Source organism: Streptomyces sp. NPDC046349 (genome assembly GCF_055587885.1).
The window spans coordinates 79266-94996 of sequence record NZ_JBVJFK010000010.1 but is presented as its reverse complement, the minus strand read 5'-3'; the positions used below and the strand labels follow the sequence as shown (position 1 = coordinate 94996).

The window sequence follows — 15731 nt, the reverse complement described above, 5'->3', positions numbered from 1 at the left end:
GGTACAGGAAGGCGGCTAGAGCTCCAGGTCCGCTTCGATGCGCTTGAGCTGGTGCCGGGCCATGGCCAGGTTCGACTTCGCCTTGTCCAGGACGATGTAGAGGAACAGGCCGTTGCCCCCGCGCCCCTTGAGCAGCCGGATGAGGTGGTACTGGCTGCCGAGGGTGATCAGTACGTCCTCGATGTCCTCCTTGATGCCCAGCATCTCCATGGTGCGGGCCTTCGCCCGGATCACATCGGTGTTCCCCGCGGCGGCGACCGTCAGGTCGAGGTCCTTGCCGCCCCCCAGCGTGCCGAGGGCCATGCCGCTCGTGTAGTCGACCAACGCCGCCCCCACGCTCCCCTCGATCGAGGTCATCGCCTCTTTCAGGGACGTCTCCACGTTCACCATCGTTGCAGCCTCCTCGTTTTCACGGCCCTGGCCGGCTTCACGTCTCCGGTCAGGTTGCACGGGGGACGCTACGCGCTGGAAGCCAGGTACGTGGCGAACATCAGGTATTCCGGCAGGATATGGACCTCCATCCGCTAGGGTGCGAGCCCGCGATCACCCGACTGCCCGAAAAGGAACGGCAGTCGGCGCCGCACCGGGAGCCCGCCCGCCCCGCGGGGCGCGGGCCCCGAAAGGCACGTCCGTGCAGCCCGGAGCCGGTCGGCGGGCGGGAGACGATCCCTCGCGTACCCACGTCACCTGCGCAGCCCTGCGATTGACGGGTTTGGCCGACGGGTGCCGGCCACCGCCGTCGACCTGGGTCGGAGTGGCTCCTGCCTACGCCCGCGAGTTGTCAGTGGTGATCGGTACGGTCGGCACACTTGATCGCTGAGGAGCGCCCACCATGAGATCTCCGGCCGAGCTGGACGACGTCAACTGGCATGACCTGACCCACGCCTACGGCCCGGCCGCGGACGTGCCCGAGCTGATCAGGGCGCTCTACGCACACGACGACGACACGGCCGGCGAAGCCATCGACGAGCTGTACGGCAACATCCACCACCAGGGCACCGTCTACCCGGCCTCCGCACCCGCCGTCCCGTTCCTCGCTCACGCCGTGCTCCATGCCCCCGGCAGGCGCGACGAGTTGCTGATGCTGCTCGCCGTCCTGGCCGACCACGACCCGCAGGACACCGAATCGCCCTCCTGGACCGGCAGTTCGCTCGCCGCGATCTGCACCGAGCTCGCGCGGGTGCTCCCGGACCTGCTCCCCTGCCTGGGGGACGACGAGCGCAGGGTACGCAGGGCCGCGCTGCGGGTGGTCGCCGCCGTGGCCGGCCGGCTGCCGGCAGAGGCGCGCGCCACGGCCGAGCGCCGGGTCGACGAGCTGTACACCAGCGATCCCGTCGCCGCGGTACGCGCGGACGCCCTGGTCGTCCTCGACCGGTTCGGCCGCCGGGCCGAGGCAATCGACAGCCCGTTCCCCGAGGTCCGGCTGGCCGCCGCCCTGCTCGCCGCCGAACGGTCCGGGCCGCCCTACGGGAAGCGGCTGGTGGACGTCCTTGCCGAGGACGGGGCCGAACCGGATCCGGGAGAGGACGGCTTCCCCTGGGCGGACACCAGGTCACAGGAGGACCGGATCACCGAGTTGCTCACCCGGGACGTGGACGCCTGCCTCTCCGTGGCCGCCCGCTGGATCGCGGCCGGAGACCTCGGTGGGCGCGGGTCCCGGCTCGCCCGGCAGGCCGCGGAGACCTGGCGCGACCGGGAACCCCAGGTGCTGGCCCTGATGCTCGCCGCCTTGCCGCACCAGCGGGACTCCAGCGCGTCGGCCCGCTGCCTCACCGCCGTCGGCGAATGGATCGAGCGCCTGCCCCAGCCCGGCGCCGACCTCCGGGACGTGCTGTACGACCACGCCCGTACGCCGGGGGAGACCGCGGCGCCCGCGCTCCTCGCCCTGGTGCGCTCACGCGACCCCCGCGCCCTGGACCTGGCCCTGCGCCACCCCGGCCCGGAGACCCTCAGGGCGGCCGCCGCGTCCTTCCCCGATGCCGCCGACCGGCTGATACCCCTGATACGCCGCACACTGTCCGCCGGCGCCACGGGGAACGATGCCATCGCGCTGATCGGTGCGCTGGCGCAGTTCGGCGCCGCCGCGCGGCAGGCGCAGCCGGAACTGCTCGACTGCCTGCGCACCCGGCGGGCGGCCGTCGTGGCCGCCCGCCGGATAGGCGGGGCCGGTGTCGTGACGCCGGAGGTCACCTCGCTGCTCCAGGAGGCCGTGCAGAGCACCGACCCCTCCCTCAGCGCCGCGGCCGCCGTGGCCCACCACCAGCTGACCGGCGAGGCGGAACCGGCACTGCGCGTCTTCGAGGGCCTGCTCGCGGGGCAGGGCCCCGTCCACTGGCACCTCATCAGCCTCCGGCCGCTCGGCAGTGCCGCCGCTCCACTGCTGCCGCTCATCGAGCCGCTGCTGACGGCCCGGTACGAGTGGACCCGTACGGCGGCCGCCGAGGCCCACTGCACGATCACAGGCTCCCCGGCGCGGGCCGTCCCGATCCTCGCCGCCCTGGTCGGCCCCACACCGGTCGGCCTGTGCGCCCTCAAAGCCCTTGCCCGCATCGGCCGGATCCCCGAAGAACTGCGCCCGACACTGGAGTCATTCGCCTTCTCGCCGCTGCGCCTGCTCTCCGCGACACCTTTCTCGGAAGTCCACCCGGACGAAGAACTCCGCGCCCTCGCCCAGTGCTTGCTCACGACCGACTGAACACCCGTGCCGGCCCGGACGCACACGCGTACGCCGGTGCGCAGCCGGGCACCCCCCGTGCGGCGGCAGGGGTGCAGGATGCGGAGCGAGCAGCGCGTGGCGCAGCGAAGTGCCCTTCCTTCACGGCTGCTTGCATTACCGGCCGTCTGGCGGCCGCGGCCTCGGTGCACACGGCGGCCGCCTGCCGTGCTGCGGCCCCGGTTCTCACGCGGCGGGATCCACGTTCCATGCCGGGGGCAGATCGCTGCCGCAGAAGACGCAGACGAAGTCGTGCTCGCGGACGATGTTGTGCTCCTGGCAGCCGGGGCAGCGCCGGAACACCACCTCGTGCGTGAAGCGGGATGGCCGCCGGAGCCCTGCAGTGTCCAGAGCGTGGGCGACCGCCGTCCAGGAGGTGACATCCGGGCAGTACCCGGTGGACTGGTTGCTGACCCCGCTCACGGTCCACCGGTCTGCCTCGGTCATGAAGCTGATCTCCCCGGCACCCACAACCATGTTCCCGCCGGCACAGGCCACGTGCTCGCTTCGCCGCGGCGCCAGCCGGAGCACACCGTCCATACCGACCACGAAGGTGAACGGTTCGGCCAGATCCGCCACCGATTGCTCCCCGACCCAGCCGTCGAAGTCGGCTGTCGAGCCGATCCGGCGCCCGCCCTCACCCGGGCGGACGGCACCCTTCAGCTCGACCGGCCCGACATATCGATAACCCCGCCCCCGCGCCCTCACATCAGCCAATCTAGAGCAACCTCCGACAACCCCCCGAGGGCGAAACGCCCGAGGGCCCCGGACGGCGTGCGATCACCGCAGGGAAAGGAGCGATGGAAGCATGCAGCGCAGAAGTCCCCCGCAGCCCCCGGTACCCGACGACCGCCCACGTCGGGTTCAACGACACCGCGTCGGTGTGTCTGAATGCCCCTTCCCGGGGGCTGCACCTGGGCGGGTTCCCGGCGCAGGAGTCGGTGGGACGTCCGCGTCCCGTGTGCCGCTCTGCACGAGTGACGGAGCCCGCCTCGACGTCACTGAACGTGTTTAGAGCGCCCGATAATGGAAACGCTGAGTAGCCATAAGGTGTCAAGGTCAAGGCGAAAGGCGGGATTCATGTCTGTGAGCATTGCAATCATCCTCGTCGTGGTGGCGGCGTCCATCGCTGCGATCGCGCTCGTCCCGGCGGTTGCACCCGCGCAACCCGACCAGACCGCAGCCCGATCCGGTGACGAGGATCCACGCAGGACCGACCCGGGTCGGCCCCCTGCCCGCCGACTGCGCAACATCCCACCGCAGCAGACCAGGGAACACCGGCGAAGCTTCGGGTGATTCGACGGCCCGCCCGGCCCACTCCGGCCGGGCGGGCGGGGCGGGGGCGTTACGCCGCCGCGCGGGGGCCGGTGGACGGGGCCCGGCGCAGCGCCAGCAGGCTCAGCCCGAACATCACGACTCCCAGAGGGACATGCAGTCCCGGCATGTGCGCGATCCCGAGGACCACCTGAAGCGAGGCGAGTGCGAGGAAGCCGGAGGCGTACAGGACGGGCCGGGGCGATCCGCCACCCGGCCGCCACGCCAGAATCGCCGCGAGCACGTACAGCATCGACGCGCCGTACATCACCCGTGCTCCGACACTGTGCAGCACCTCGCCGTAGGACGTGGACAGCAACAGCCCCGCGGTGACCGCCTGGAAGAGCAGCGACAGGGTCTGCAAGGCGATCGCGACACCCTGGAACGTGGGCCTGCCCGGTGCTGTCGTCGTCTGCGCGGCCATGATGTGGTCCCCTCTTCTGCCCTGCGGCTGGTGATCATTGACGTCTCGACGGTCCGACGACGTGGGCCCGCGAAATGTCAGGCGCGGCCCGCCTCACAACGCGGGGCCGTGTTTCGTCGTAGTGGCGAGAGAGAAGCGGACGAGACGAGCGAGGGAGCAGCCGCGACCATGAACACCCCATCCGGGCCCGCACACCACGAGTCCACGCGGGACCTGAACGCGATCGTCGGCGAGCGGCGTCAACTGATCAATCTCGGTTACCGCCTGCTGGGTTCACTGGCGGAGGCCGAGGACGTCGTACAGGAGACGTACACGCGCTGGTACGCGATGTCGCGGGAGCAGCAGGAGGCCGTCGAGTCGCCCGGCGCCTGGCTGACGAAGGTCGCCGGCCGCATCTGTCTGGACGTGCTCGGTTCGGCGCGGGCCCGGCGCGAGCGCTACGTCGGCGCGTGGATACCCGAACCGCTGCCCGACCGAGGGGAGTGGTTCGCCGGGCGGACGGGCGGCAGCGGTTCCGAACCGGCCGACCCCGCCGACCAGGTCACCCTGGACGAGTCGGTGAACATGGCTTTCCTCGTCATCCTGGAGTCGATGACGCCGGCCGAGCGCGTGGCATTCGTCCTCCACGACGTTTTCCGGTACCCCTTCGCCGAGGTCGCCGAGATCGTCGGCCGCACGCCCGCGGCCTGTCGGCAGCTGGCGTCGTCGGCCCGGCGGCGGATCGGCGTCGGGCGCCCTTCGGCGGTCCCGGCCGCCGGCCACGCCACTCTCGTGCGGCACTTCAAGCAGGCCTGGGAGTCCAGGGACATCGAGGCCCTCGTCGGCCTCCTCGACCCCGAAGCCGTCATGACCGCCGACGGCGGCGGCATGGTCGGCACCGTCCTGCGCCCCGTCGAGGGCGGCAGGAACATCGCCCAGTACCTGATCCACATCGCCGACAAGGCCCGCGGCCTGGAGCTCCTGGAGCGCACCGTCAACGGCCGCCCGGGCCTTGTCGCCCAACACACCGGTGTACCGGTGACGGTGGCCGCCTTCGAGATCACCGACAGCCGCGTCAGCCGTATCTGGGCGGTCCGCAACCCGGAGAAGCTCCGCGCGTGGACGGAGAGCTGAACCGGGAGCCTTCCCACGGGGGTGTGGGGGTCGGGCAGGTGGTGGGCCCGCGGATCGGCGCCGGCCCACCACCCGTCCGCCGGCTACCTCGTGGGGCCCAGGCGCGGAGGCGTCGGGCGGAGGCCCGTCGGAGGCCCGAGGGATGGCCGTGCCGCCGCGGCTGCCGCGCGCAGGAGGCGCTCCACGGCTCGGGAGCGTCGGGTGAGCCTGAGGCGGCGTCCCTGTCGGGGCCACCGGTCGAGAGCGGCCAGGAAGCCGGAGTCGCAGAAGGTGACCCGCGAGCAGTCCAGCACCAGGCCGGTATGGCCTTCGTCGGCCGCCGAGGCGAGTAACGCCCGCAGTGGAGCGGCGCTGAAGTGGTCGATCTCGCCCGCGAGGTGGACGACCAGGGTGGTGCCCAAGGTCGTGCAGGAGTGGATGAGTATGACGCCGGGCGCGCTGTCCGCGCCCGAGTCGTGCACGGTGAGCGGGGCCTCGGTCGCGAGGGGGACGGACAGTATCGGGGCGGTGCTTGAGGTATTCACGTCCCCCTCAACGCCTCCCGCGGGGGGTCGGGAAACGAAGGGCGCGTCCCATTCACCCCATGTGACCAGCAGGGATCCCCGGTCGGGGGAAAGATTCCACCCGGACGGGGCAGACAGGTGCCCGTGCGGACCGCCACCCGTCCGGTCACCGCAGCGCGGTGCGGTGACGCTGGCGCGCCCGGACGGGTGAGGAACCCGCGATCCGGGCCGGACCCGCGGTCCGTGGCGGTGCTCCGGCACCGAGCCGCCGTCCGGATGTCGGCGGCTCGACTCCGGCCGCAGCCGTCAGGTGTGCGCCTCACCGCAGTCGGCCGGCACCAGCGGATCGGCCGGCGTGGTGCCGTCCTGCGCTGCGGCAGACAGCCGCGGCTGCCCGTGGCGGCTGGCCGGCCCGGACCTGGCCGGCCCGGCCCTGCGGCCGGCGCCGGTCGCGGCGGACTGCGGCGCGGTCCAGGTGACGGAGGGCGGGGTCGTGCTGCGCCGGCGCCGGAGAGGTGCCGACGTGGACGCGGGGCGGAGCCGCCGGCCCGGCGGAAGGGACTTCGGAACCGGGCGCGGGACCGGGCGCTCGCACTCGACCTGCCCGCCGGACGTCCGCGGTGAAGCCGGTGCGGCCGGGCGGTCAGCACTCCTGATCTCCTCTTCACCCGGCCCGGCGATGCCATAATCTGCCGAACGGGGGCGCGGTCCGCCTGGGGAGCCGATACATCGATGGCGGGGGTCGATGACACATCGAGAGAAGGCCGGTCCGCCGGCCGGCACCACCGGAGGCAGGGCGACGCCGCGCGCGGGCGCCACCTGGGACTCGACCTTGTCGAGCGAGGAGTTCGCCGCGATCGGCGGTGTCGGGTTCGAGCCGGTCGGACAGGTGCTCGGCACGGCCGTCTTCAACGTCGGGTACACGGGTGTCTGGGGCTGCCCGGGCACGTGGGCGGCCACCGGCGACCACAGCGCGGCGCCTTCGCCGAGATGGGCGTCCTCCTTCTCGCAGCTGGCGCGGACGATGTACGCGGCGCGCAGGACCGCTCTGGCCCGCGCGGTGACCGAATGCGGTGCGCTCGGCGGCGACGGGATAGTCGGCGTGGAACTCCGGGTCGGTGAATTCCCGGCAGGTGGACTGGAGTTCACCGTGCTCGGCACCGCGGTCCGGGCCCGCTCGCGTATCCGGCCGCGGGCGCCCTTCACCTCACACCTGAGCGGTCAGGACTTCGCCAGGCTCGTGGAGGCCGGGTGGGTTCCCGTCGGGCTCGCCTTCGGTGTCGCCTTCGTGATCGGCCACGACGACTGGCGCACCTCCTCCCGGATTCCCCTCATCGCCCGCAACCAGGAAGTCGACTGCTACACCCAACTGATCGGCCACGCCCGCCGGGAGGCCCGCAGGCAGCTGGTCCTCGACACCGAGAGGCACGGCGCCGACGGGGTGGTGGTGGACGACGTGGACCTGCAGGTGGAGGAGACCGAGTGCCCGGGGTACGGATCGACGCGCGACCTCACCGTCGAGGCGGTCTTCGCCGGCACCTCGATCGCCCGGTTCGGCCGCTCCGAAAGGCCCGCCGGACCCAGACCGCCACTGACCATCATGAGACTGGAGCGAGAGAGCTGAGATGACGGAACGAACGGGGCGGGACGTGATCGGGGAAGCCGCGCAGCCGGCGGCACAGCACGCGGCCGAGGACGCCATGCGCCGGCTCGCGCAGCTCCAGCCGGGTGCGGGCGGAGGGAAGGGCTCGCTCTTCACCTCGGACCTGACGGTGAACGAGTTCCTGCTGGTGCGCGAGGCCGGCTTCCGCCCGCTCGGCCTGGTCCTCGGCTCCTCCGTCTACCACGTCGGCCTCCAGCTCGGCCGGTGGTCGAAGAATCAGGAACTCACCAAGCTGTCACAGGCCATGTACCACGCCCGCGAGCTGGCGATGACCCGGATGGAGGCCGAGGCGAGCGCCCTGGGAGCGGACGGGATCGTCGGCGTGCGGCTGGACATCGAGTTCAAGGAGTTCGGGTCGGACATTGCCGAGTTCATCGCGGTCGGCACGGCGGTGAAGGCGGACGGCGCGGACCCGGGACCGGGCGGGACATGGCTCAACAACAAGGGCAAACCCTTCACCTCGGACCTGTCCGGCCAGGAGTTCTGGACGCTGATCCGGGCCGGCTACGCGCCGCTGGACCTGGTCATGGGATCGTGTGTCTACCACGTGGCACACCAGCGCTTCACCCAGGTGCTGAGCAACGCGGGCCGCAATGTCGAGATCGAGCCCTTCACCCAGGCGCTCTACGACGCACGTGAACTGGCCATGAGCCGCATGCGGGCGGAAGGCGAGGCCCTGGAGGCCGAAGGCATCGTGGCCGTGCAGCTGAAGCAGCACACCCACGGCTGGGGCGGGCACACCACCGAGTTCTTCGCCGTCGGGACGGCGGTGCGCCCGCTGCGCGACGACCACGTGATCGACCGGCCGACCGTGGTGGTGAGCCTCGATGGCTGAGGCGGACGTGGAACTGCTGGCAGCGGCGTTGCGGCGGGACAGCGCGGACCTGGACGTGTACGCGCAGGTGCTGTCGGCGAACCTGGCGGATTCGCTGCCGAGCGGAGCCGTGCGGGTCCGGCGCCGGCGCTCCCTCGCGGAACGGCTGGCCGGGCGCGAGGGTTGCGTCGTGGAGCTGGACGTGGCGCTCGGAGAGCAGAGGCTCACGCTGCGGCTGGAGCGTGGGCGGGTGGTCGGGGAGGTGCTGCACGAGGTCCGGGGCATCGTGCTCTCCCGCCGCCAAGTGGAACTGGACGAGTGGGTCGACGCCCTGGCCCGGTCCCTGGCGCGGGCCGCGGACTCGAATGCCCGTGCCCGCGAAGCCCTGGAGCGCTTCCTGACCTGAGCATCGCCCGGCACGCACGGGTCCGGCCCTCCACGGGGAGCTCCCTTCCCGGGAACCCGCAGGGCCCTGACCATAAAGCGCGCAAGGGCCCCAAGCCGTCGCCGACCGCTGCCGCCGAGGTGAAACGGAATCCGCATGAGGCCCGAGTCCGCCCTCGTCTCCGCGCGCGCGGACGTTCTGAGAGAGCAGGCCGGGGCTCTCAGGCGGCGAACGTGTCGGTGTGGCCGGGCAACCGCTGCCCGGGGCGCAGGAACCGCCGGCTGCCCCGTCCGTCGCGCACCGCGAGGAACCCGGCGGCCGTCAGTCGCTGTGCGATCTTCCTGCGGCGGTTCTCGCCCACCGTGAACGCCACGGTGAAGAGCAGTGCGACCGCCCCGCCGGAGGCGAGCGCTTCGACCGGCGACCTGTCGACGAGCAGGATGCCGGTCAGGACCGCGCAGGCGAGGTAGCCCTTCACCTTCTGGCTCCGGTCGGCGATGTACAGGGCCATGACATCGAAGGTGATGAGGTCCTTCAGCACGGCCACGGCACCGGCCGCTTCGGGGACCGGCTTCAGCGAACCCGGCTCCAGCCCCGGTACCGCCCCGCCGTTGCCCGCCTGCGGATGGGCCGTGATGGTGGCCGCCTCGCGGACGCGCGCGTCGGGCCGCGGGTCCCGGTGCATCCGCACCTGGACGAGCGAGTTCTTGAACCCGGTGCGGTACGCCATGCCGTACGTGTAGCCGTACTGCTCCGCCACGTGTGCCAGGGCGGCCGCCTTCGCCGTGGAACCCTGGGGGGCGATCTCGACGATGCCCTGCTGACGGGCGATCTGCTGGAGCAGCCCCGCTGTGTGACGTTCTACGGACATCCTGTTCCCCGCCCCCGGACCCCACGCCCGGGGCCGACCCGCGGTCAGCCTAAGGGGTGCGCCGCCGCGCCGTCGACGACGCCAGGACCGGCCCGCGCCCCCACGGCCCCGAACTCGTCGGTGGGATCGCCCGTTTCGAGGACAGCCACCGGTAATGCCTCCTCCGCCACCCGGAGGGCGTCATTGTCGGACCGGCCGAGCAGCTGGACCGAGCAGCCGTCCAGGAGGACCCGCGGGCACGATCCGGCTGAGCCCTGACCGGGACGGGCGAGCGCGGTGCGGCAGCCGGCGATCACCCGGCGGCCGGACCTCACCTCACCGGCGCACCAGGTCGAGCTGGCGGTTCATCTCCGCGAGGAAGCGCACGACGGTGGCGAGTTCGTCCGCGGTGAACCGGCTCCGTGCGCTGTCGGTGGCCTCGGCGAGGGGGCGGAAGTAGTCACGGGCCGCGGTCCGGCCGGCCTGGGCGTAGTGGAGATGGACCACCCGGCGGTCGTCCTCGGCGCGGACCCGGTGGATGTGGCCCGCGCTCTCGAGCCGGTCCAGACAGGCGGTGACGGCACCGGAGGTGAGGTTCATCCGCTTGCGCAGCCGGCCGGGGGTCATCGGGCCCGGTTCGGCGTCGTCCTGGTCGGCGTCGAGGATGGCGATCAGGGCCTGTACGTCGGTCAGGTGCAGCCCCTGCGCCTGAGCGAATTCCTGGGTGATGCGGTTGAACTCCGCGTTCATGCGACGCAGCAGGACGGCGAAGGACTGCAGCCCGCCCGGGTCCTGGGGCGGGGGCGGAGGTGTCTGGGAGGCGGTGTCGGCGCTGCGCATACCTCAGCATAAGATCTCTCAATGGTTGAGATACTTTATCGCTGACATAGTCGGTGCGTTCTGAGGACGGACATGGTGAGAACATCGCGCTGGGTACGCTTGACGATCCCCCTCGTACTGGTGGTCGTCTGGCTGGCGATCGGAGGGATGCTCGGCCCCTACGCGGGCAGGCTGGGCGAGGTCGCGACCAACGACCAGGCGGCGTTCCTGCCGCGCAGCGCCGAGTCCACCCGGGTGCTCCAGGCCCGCAAGCCCTTCGAGCAGTCCGAGACGGTGCCCGCCATCGTGCTGTGGACCGCCGCCTCCGGCCGCGTCACGGAGGCCCAGCAGCAGGCCGCCACCCAGGCCGTCACGGCCCTGGCCGGGCGGCCGGGGATTGCCGGAACGCCCTCCCCGGCCGTGGTCTCCGCCGACGGCGCCGCCCTGCAGGCCGTGGTACCGCTCGCGCCCGACCTCGACGAGGAACTGCCCGCCGTCCTGGAGGACGTCCGCGCGGCGGCCCGACAGGTGCCCGCCACCAGCACACAGATCGCAGGCCCGGCCGCGAGCCGGGCCGACCTGGCGGACGCGTTCTCCGGGATCGACGGCCTGCTGCTCGGGGTGGCGCTCGGAGCGGTCCTGCTGATCCTGCTGCTGGTCTACCGCAGTGTCCTGCTCCCCCTGGTGATCATCATCAGTGCCGTGTTCGCCCTCGGTCTGGCCTGCGCGGTGGTGTACTGGCTGGCCGCACAGGACATCGTCCGGGTCGACGGCCAGGTCCAGGGCATCCTGTCGATCCTCGTCATCGGCGCGGCGACCGACTACGCGCTGCTCCTGGCCGCCCGCTTCAAGGAGGAACTCGCCGAGCGCGCAGGAAACCGTACGCGGGCGGCGTGGACGGCGGTACGCCGCTCGGCCGGCGCGATCACGGCCAGCGCGGCCACCGTGGCCCTGGGCCTGCTGGCACTGCTCGCCAGCGATCTGACCAACAACCGCGCACTGGGCCCGGTCGGAGCGATCGGCATCGTCTGTGCGGTGCTGGCCACCCTCACCTTCCTGCCCGCTGTCCTGTTCCTCACCGGCCGCGCCGCCTACTGGCCCGCCACCCTCGGGCCCGCGTCCGCCGAAGGCGGCGGCCGCGGTGTGTGGCGCCGGGTGGCCGCCCTCATCGACCGGGCTCCGCGCCGCGTGTGGGCATCCACCACGCTGGTCCTGCTGGCCCTGGCCGCGTTCGCACCCGGCCTGTCCTCCAAGGGAGTTCCGCTGGACGAGATCTTCGTCAGCGACGCGCCCTCGGTCAGTGCCCAGCAGACCCTGGGCCGGCACTTTCCCGGCGGCTCCGGCAATCCGACGGTCATCATCGCCACCGCCGACAAGGCGGCCGAGGTCACCGCGGCCGCCCGGGACACCGACGGAGTCGCCTCCGCCGCCCCCGTCACCACCACCGGCCGGCCCGGCCCCGGAACCCCCCTGGTGGTGGACGGCCGGGTGAGGATCGACGCGACCCTGGCAGCGGCCGCGGACAGCGACGCCGCCAAGGACACCGTCCAGCGTCTGCGTCAACGCCTGCATGCCGTCGACGGCGCCGACGCCCTCGTCGGCGGCTACACCGCCCAGCAGTACGACACGCAGACGACCGCCGCACGCGACCGCACCGTCATCGTGCCGGTCGTCCTCGCCATCATCGTCCTCGTCCTCGTCCTGCTCCTGCGCTCCCTGCTCGTCCCGGTCCTCCTGGTGGCCACCGTGGCCCTCAACTTCGCCGCCACCCTCGGCGTTTCGACCCTCGTCTTCGAGCACCTGCTCGGCTTCAGCGGCACCGACGCCTCCGTCCCCCTCTACGGATTCGTCTTCCTGGTCGCACTCGGCGTCGACTACAACATCTTCCTGATGTCCCGCGTACGGGAGGAGGCCCTGACCCACGGCACCCGCCAGGGAGTACTGCGCGGGCTCACCACCACCGGCGGCGTCATCACCTCCGCCGGCGTCGTCCTCGCCGCGACCTTCGCCGCCCTGATGGTGATCCCGCTGGCCTTCCTCGTCCAGATCGCCTTCATCGTCGCCTTCGGCGTCCTGCTGGACACCCTCGTCGTGCGCTCCCTGCTCGTCCCCGCCCTCGTCATCGACATCGGGCCGCGCGCCTGGTGGCCCAGCGCGCTGGCCCGCCCCGCCAACCAGCCGGTGCGGGCACGCCACTCCTGACGACGAGCCGGCCTGGCCGCGACGGGTGCCCGGTCCGACCGGCGCCGGGGGCCGAAGACGGGGTCGTTCACCACAGGCCGCTTCTGTTCGTCAGCAGCCGCCCGAGCGGCCGGGTCGTGATCAGCCGGGCCGCTTCCCGGCAGGCCGTTCCGTGCCGCCCGGGCTCTGCCGGAGCAGTTCGGGGGCGTGGCGCCGGTGTCCACGGCGAAACCGCGGCCCGCACGAGGAGGTCGTCCGGCGCGCCGTGCCTTGCGGGCGACGTGCAGATGGTGGACCTCCTCCGCGGCGGTACGGGGCGAGGCACCCGGCCTCGGGGCCGGTGCCCGCCGGAGTCGGGCCCTCACCTCGCACCAGCCGGGGTCTACCCGGTCGCGCACTCGCGGACGGCACGGGTGGTCAGGGTGTTCCGGCAGCGCAGGGAGCGGGCGGACTGACGGCAGGCGGCGAGTCGCCCATCCGGGGGCGGGTGAGCTGCTGGGTGACGGCCGAACGACGGCGGTTTCCCTGCCTCACACGGCCTCAGTTGCAGGCGGACGGCACTCCTGCTGTGCGCCCGGCCCGGCCGCCGCATCCGGGTGGGAAGGATTCCAGAGCCGGTCGGCCTCACCGCGGACGACGTGATCCTGGTAGACGCGCACCTTGTGGCAAATCACGTCCAAGGCCTCCTGGAGTTCGCGGATGCGCGCCTGCACGTTGCTCTCGTGCCGGCGCAGCAAGTCCAACCGCTCGGCTTCGTTGCCCGGTCCCCGACGGACCAGCTCGATGTACTGGCGGATCATCGCCAGCGACATGCCGGAGGCACGCAGCCTGGTGCAGATCGCCAGCCACTCCAGATCCTCCTGGTGATAGATCCGGCGGCCGTTGGACAGCCGGCGCACAGGATTGGCGAACAGGCCCTCCCGCTCGTAGAACCGCAGGGCGTGAACGCTCAGCCCACTGCGCTCCGCCACTTCGCCGATGCTCAGGTCCACAAGCGACTCCCGTCACACGCCTCTTGATCTAGACCGGACTCTAGCTTCTAGCGTGAAGCCGCTGGCCAATCGGCGATCGGAGTGGGGAAGAAATGAGCGTTTGGTTTGTCACCGGTGCATCGCGCGGGCTCGGCGCGGAGATCACCCGTGAGGCTCTGGAGCGAGGGCACAGTGTGATCGCCACGGCGAGGGACGCATCGGCCGTGCTCAAGGCGTACCCGGAGAAGCCGGACGGATTGCTCGCGGTGAACGCTGACGTGACCGAACCGGAGCAGGTGGCGGCCGCCGTGCAGGCCGGCCTCGCGGAGTTCGGCCGGATCGACGTCGTGGTGAACAACGCCGGCTACGGCCTCGTGGGCGCTGTCGAGGAGACCTCCGACCAAGCCGCCCGCGACCTGTTCGACGTCAACGTGTTCGGTCTGCTCAACACGTTGCGGGCGACACTGCCGACCTTGCGTTCCCAGCGATCGGGACACGTGGTGAACATCGGCTCCGTGGGCGGCTTCGCCACAGCTCCGGCGGTCGGCCTGTACGGCGCGTCGAAATTCGCCCTCGAGGGCATCTCCGAAGCACTGCACGGCGAACTGGCTCCGCTCGGTGTCCACGTCACGATCATCGAACCCGGCGGCTTCCGCACCGACTTCCTGGGCCACTCCAGCATCCGGGTCGAACCGGCCGCCATCGCCGACTACGCCGCCGGCGCGGGCCCGGTGCGCGAGGCGCTGGCCAGGAACGACGGCCTCCAGCCGGGCGATCCGAAGAAGGCGGCCAAAGCCGTCGTCGATGTCACCGAGGCCGTCCGGCCGCCGCTGCGCCTGCAGTTGGGTGCGGACGCGGTCGAGCGCGTCGAGGCGAAGCTGGATCTGGTACGGCGCGAACTCGACGAGTGGCGCCACGTGGCTCTCTCCACCGCCCTGTGACCGCTCGGCCGCTCAGCCGGAGCGGGGGAGGATCAGCGAGGTGACCACCGTGCCGGCGGACAGTACCACTATCCAGTTGCGCGCCAGTGCCGCCCGCAGGCCGCCGCCGGGCCCGTCCGGGTTCGTCGTCGGGCCGGTACCGGGGCGCCCCAGATCCCGGCACCACGTGCATTCGGGGCCGTGTACGAGGGCGTCGCGCCATGTCTCGCCGTCGAGCGGGGCCTGAGCGAACGGCAGTGCATCGTCTTCCACGACGCGAGCACGCCCCTGCCGCGGCAGGCGTTATCGGCAGGAGGCGGTTCGAGACCGAATCGTTGACTCCCACGCTGTCATTGCGGCCCGGTCGTGCAGCCCGGACCGGTCGGCGCAGCCTTGCTCAGGCACCGGCGGCCCGCCCCCGACGGCGGCGCCCCCCGGGCCAGGACGCCCGCCGTCATGCCGACGTAGGGGTCCTCACCCATGTGAGAGCCACATGGTGAGCAGCCGGTCGGCTCCCAGGCCGGTCCGTGCCGGGCACGGGCCCGTCCTGTCGGCCGCTCGGTTATGCGTTCTTGGCGTCGATCTCCGCGATCAGGCCCTCGATGAGGCCCTTGATCTCGTCGCGGATGGGGCGGACCGCCTCGACGCCCTGGCCGGCCGGGTCCTCCAGCTGCCAGTCGAGATAGGTCTTGCCCGGGAAGTACGGGCAGGCGTCGCCGCAGCCCATGGTGATGATGTAGTCCGACGCCTGAGCGGCCTCCGGAGTGAGGACCTTGGGCTGCTGGTCGGAGATGTCGACCCCCAGCTCGGCCATGGCTGCCACCGCGGAGGGATTGATCTTCTCGCCGGGCATCGAGCCGGCGGAGCGGACCTCGACGCGGTCGCCTGCGAGGTGACGTAGGAAGCCGGCTGCCATCTGGGAGCGGCCGGCGTTGTGGATGCAGACGAACAGGACGGACGCGAGCGGGTACGCGGACATCGGCTTTCCTTCACGGCAGGCGGCCGCGGGGCACCAGGGCCGCGGCACGGTTCAGCAGAGACTGGTATCAGCCCCTGCTGAT

At 71.9% G+C, this 15731-nt stretch carries 17 protein-coding genes; 8 read left to right on the top strand and 9 right to left on the bottom strand.

What is annotated here, in order from left to right:
• Positions 1 to 15: 15 nt before the first annotated feature.
• On the bottom strand, positions 16 to 390 hold the full coding sequence (locus tag ACZ6JS_RS23790; protein ID WP_030848047.1) for a hypothetical protein: 375 nt from the start codon (positions 388 to 390) through the stop codon (positions 16 to 18).
• A 442-nt stretch (positions 391 to 832) separates the two neighbouring features.
• On the opposite strand from ACZ6JS_RS23790, the gene ACZ6JS_RS23785 reads away from it, so the two are divergent.
• A complete protein-coding gene (locus tag ACZ6JS_RS23785) occupies positions 833 to 2695 on the top strand; it encodes a hypothetical protein (protein WP_469300703.1) in 1863 nt (620 codons plus the stop codon).
• Positions 2696 to 2899: 204 nt separating this feature from the next.
• Here ACZ6JS_RS23785 and ACZ6JS_RS23780 read toward each other — a convergent pair whose 3' ends face one another.
• Positions 2900 to 3421, bottom strand: a complete 522-nt coding sequence (locus ACZ6JS_RS23780) for a hypothetical protein (RefSeq protein ID WP_469301048.1) — start codon at positions 3419 to 3421, stop codon at positions 2900 to 2902.
• 378 nt (positions 3422 to 3799) lie between these two features.
• Here ACZ6JS_RS23780 and ACZ6JS_RS23775 point away from each other — a divergent pair, with 378 nt between their 5' ends.
• On the top strand, positions 3800 to 4009 hold the full coding sequence (locus ACZ6JS_RS23775) for a hypothetical protein (protein ID WP_469300701.1): 210 nt from the start codon (positions 3800 to 3802) through the stop codon (positions 4007 to 4009).
• A 49-nt stretch (positions 4010 to 4058) separates the two neighbouring features.
• On the opposite strand, the gene ACZ6JS_RS23770 is transcribed toward ACZ6JS_RS23775, so the two are convergent.
• The gene (locus ACZ6JS_RS23770; protein WP_469300699.1) at positions 4059 to 4451 is read right to left on the bottom strand and encodes a hypothetical protein; all 393 of its coding nucleotides are present in this window, start codon (positions 4449 to 4451) and stop codon (positions 4059 to 4061) included.
• Positions 4452 to 4619: 168 nt separating this feature from the next.
• Here ACZ6JS_RS23770 and sigJ point away from each other — a divergent pair, with 168 nt between their 5' ends.
• Positions 4620 to 5564 carry an RNA polymerase sigma factor SigJ gene (sigJ, locus tag ACZ6JS_RS23765; RefSeq protein WP_469300698.1) on the top strand — a complete coding sequence of 315 codons (945 nt, stop codon included), beginning with the start codon at positions 4620 to 4622 and terminating at the stop codon, positions 5562 to 5564.
• 83 nt (positions 5565 to 5647) lie between these two features.
• Here sigJ and ACZ6JS_RS23760 read toward each other — a convergent pair whose 3' ends face one another.
• Entirely contained in the window at positions 5648 to 6088 is a 441-nt protein-coding gene (locus ACZ6JS_RS23760) for an STAS domain-containing protein (protein ID WP_469300696.1), read from the bottom strand.
• A gap of 724 nt (positions 6089 to 6812) precedes the next feature.
• On the opposite strand from ACZ6JS_RS23760, the gene ACZ6JS_RS23755 reads away from it, so the two are divergent.
• Genes ACZ6JS_RS23755 through ACZ6JS_RS23745 form a run of 3 tightly spaced genes read left to right on the top strand, consistent with a single transcriptional unit; the run spans position 6813 to position 8950 of the window.
• Positions 6813 to 7691, top strand: a complete 879-nt coding sequence (locus tag ACZ6JS_RS23755; protein ID WP_469300694.1) for a heavy metal-binding domain-containing protein — start codon at positions 6813 to 6815, stop codon at positions 7689 to 7691.
• Between the two features lies 1 nt (position 7692).
• Positions 7693 to 8565, top strand: a complete 873-nt coding sequence (locus ACZ6JS_RS23750) for a heavy metal-binding domain-containing protein (RefSeq protein WP_469300693.1) — start codon at positions 7693 to 7695, stop codon at positions 8563 to 8565.
• Positions 8558 to 8950 (top strand): hypothetical protein, encoded by a 393-nt coding sequence (locus ACZ6JS_RS23745; protein ID WP_469300691.1) that lies wholly within the window; start codon positions 8558 to 8560, stop codon positions 8948 to 8950. Before ACZ6JS_RS23750 ends, ACZ6JS_RS23745 begins: the two co-directional genes overlap by 8 nt.
• Before the next feature lie 199 nt (positions 8951 to 9149).
• Here ACZ6JS_RS23745 and ACZ6JS_RS23740 read toward each other — a convergent pair whose 3' ends face one another.
• Positions 9150 to 9800 (bottom strand): hypothetical protein, encoded by a 651-nt coding sequence (locus ACZ6JS_RS23740; protein ID WP_469300690.1) that lies wholly within the window; start codon positions 9798 to 9800, stop codon positions 9150 to 9152.
• Positions 9801 to 10115: 315 nt separating this feature from the next.
• The gene (locus tag ACZ6JS_RS23735) at positions 10116 to 10619 is read right to left on the bottom strand and encodes a MarR family winged helix-turn-helix transcriptional regulator (protein ID WP_469300688.1); all 504 of its coding nucleotides are present in this window, start codon (positions 10617 to 10619) and stop codon (positions 10116 to 10118) included.
• A 72-nt stretch (positions 10620 to 10691) separates the two neighbouring features.
• On the opposite strand from ACZ6JS_RS23735, the gene ACZ6JS_RS23730 reads away from it, so the two are divergent.
• Positions 10692 to 12800, top strand: coding sequence for an MMPL family transporter (locus tag ACZ6JS_RS23730; protein WP_469300686.1), 2109 nt, complete (start codon positions 10692 to 10694; stop codon positions 12798 to 12800).
• 509 nt (positions 12801 to 13309) lie between these two features.
• Here ACZ6JS_RS23730 and ACZ6JS_RS23725 read toward each other — a convergent pair.
• On the bottom strand, positions 13310 to 13771 hold the full coding sequence (locus ACZ6JS_RS23725) for a MerR family transcriptional regulator (protein WP_469300684.1): 462 nt from the start codon (positions 13769 to 13771) through the stop codon (positions 13310 to 13312).
• A 92-nt stretch (positions 13772 to 13863) separates the two neighbouring features.
• On the opposite strand from ACZ6JS_RS23725, the gene ACZ6JS_RS23720 reads away from it, so the two are divergent.
• A complete protein-coding gene (locus ACZ6JS_RS23720; protein ID WP_469300682.1) occupies positions 13864 to 14691 on the top strand; it encodes an oxidoreductase in 828 nt (275 codons plus the stop codon).
• A gap of 12 nt (positions 14692 to 14703) precedes the next feature.
• On the opposite strand, the gene ACZ6JS_RS23715 is transcribed toward ACZ6JS_RS23720, so the two are convergent.
• Both ACZ6JS_RS23715 and ACZ6JS_RS23710 read right to left on the bottom strand, forming a co-directional pair.
• Complete coding sequence (locus ACZ6JS_RS23715; protein ID WP_469300680.1) at positions 14704 to 14943, bottom strand: hypothetical protein; 240 nt, start codon at positions 14941 to 14943, stop codon at positions 14704 to 14706.
• A 289-nt stretch (positions 14944 to 15232) separates the two neighbouring features.
• A complete protein-coding gene (locus ACZ6JS_RS23710) occupies positions 15233 to 15649 on the bottom strand; it encodes an arsenate reductase ArsC (RefSeq protein ID WP_469300679.1) in 417 nt (138 codons plus the stop codon).
• Positions 15650 to 15731: the final 82 nt, after the last annotated feature.

What these genes read in the sequence shown, in the direction of transcription:
- ACZ6JS_RS23730 (WP_469300686.1), top strand. Translation starts at nt 10,692, where the DNA reads ATGGTGAGAACATCGCGCTGGGTACGCTTGACGATCCCCCTCGTACTG.
- ACZ6JS_RS23745 (WP_469300691.1), top strand. Translation starts at nt 8,558, where the DNA reads ATGGCTGAGGCGGACGTGGAACTGCTGGCAGCGGCGTTGCGGCGGGAC.
- ACZ6JS_RS23720 (WP_469300682.1), top strand. Translation starts at nt 13,864, where the DNA reads ATGAGCGTTTGGTTTGTCACCGGTGCATCGCGCGGGCTCGGCGCGGAG.
- ACZ6JS_RS23735 (WP_469300688.1), bottom strand. Translation starts at nt 10,619, where the DNA reads ATGCGCAGCGCCGACACCGCCTCCCAGACACCTCCGCCCCCGCCCCAG.
- ACZ6JS_RS23750 (WP_469300693.1), top strand. Translation starts at nt 7,693, where the DNA reads ATGACGGAACGAACGGGGCGGGACGTGATCGGGGAAGCCGCGCAGCCG.
- ACZ6JS_RS23755 (WP_469300694.1), top strand. Translation starts at nt 6,813, where the DNA reads ATGACACATCGAGAGAAGGCCGGTCCGCCGGCCGGCACCACCGGAGGC.
- ACZ6JS_RS23785 (WP_469300703.1), top strand. Translation starts at nt 833, where the DNA reads ATGAGATCTCCGGCCGAGCTGGACGACGTCAACTGGCATGACCTGACC.
- ACZ6JS_RS23790 (WP_030848047.1), bottom strand. Translation starts at nt 390, where the DNA reads ATGGTGAACGTGGAGACGTCCCTGAAAGAGGCGATGACCTCGATCGAG.
- sigJ (WP_469300698.1), top strand. Translation starts at nt 4,620, where the DNA reads ATGAACACCCCATCCGGGCCCGCACACCACGAGTCCACGCGGGACCTG.
- ACZ6JS_RS23740 (WP_469300690.1), bottom strand. Translation starts at nt 9,800, where the DNA reads ATGTCCGTAGAACGTCACACAGCGGGGCTGCTCCAGCAGATCGCCCGT.
- ACZ6JS_RS23770 (WP_469300699.1), bottom strand. Translation starts at nt 4,451, where the DNA reads ATGGCCGCGCAGACGACGACAGCACCGGGCAGGCCCACGTTCCAGGGT.
- ACZ6JS_RS23710 (WP_469300679.1), bottom strand. Translation starts at nt 15,649, where the DNA reads ATGTCCGCGTACCCGCTCGCGTCCGTCCTGTTCGTCTGCATCCACAAC.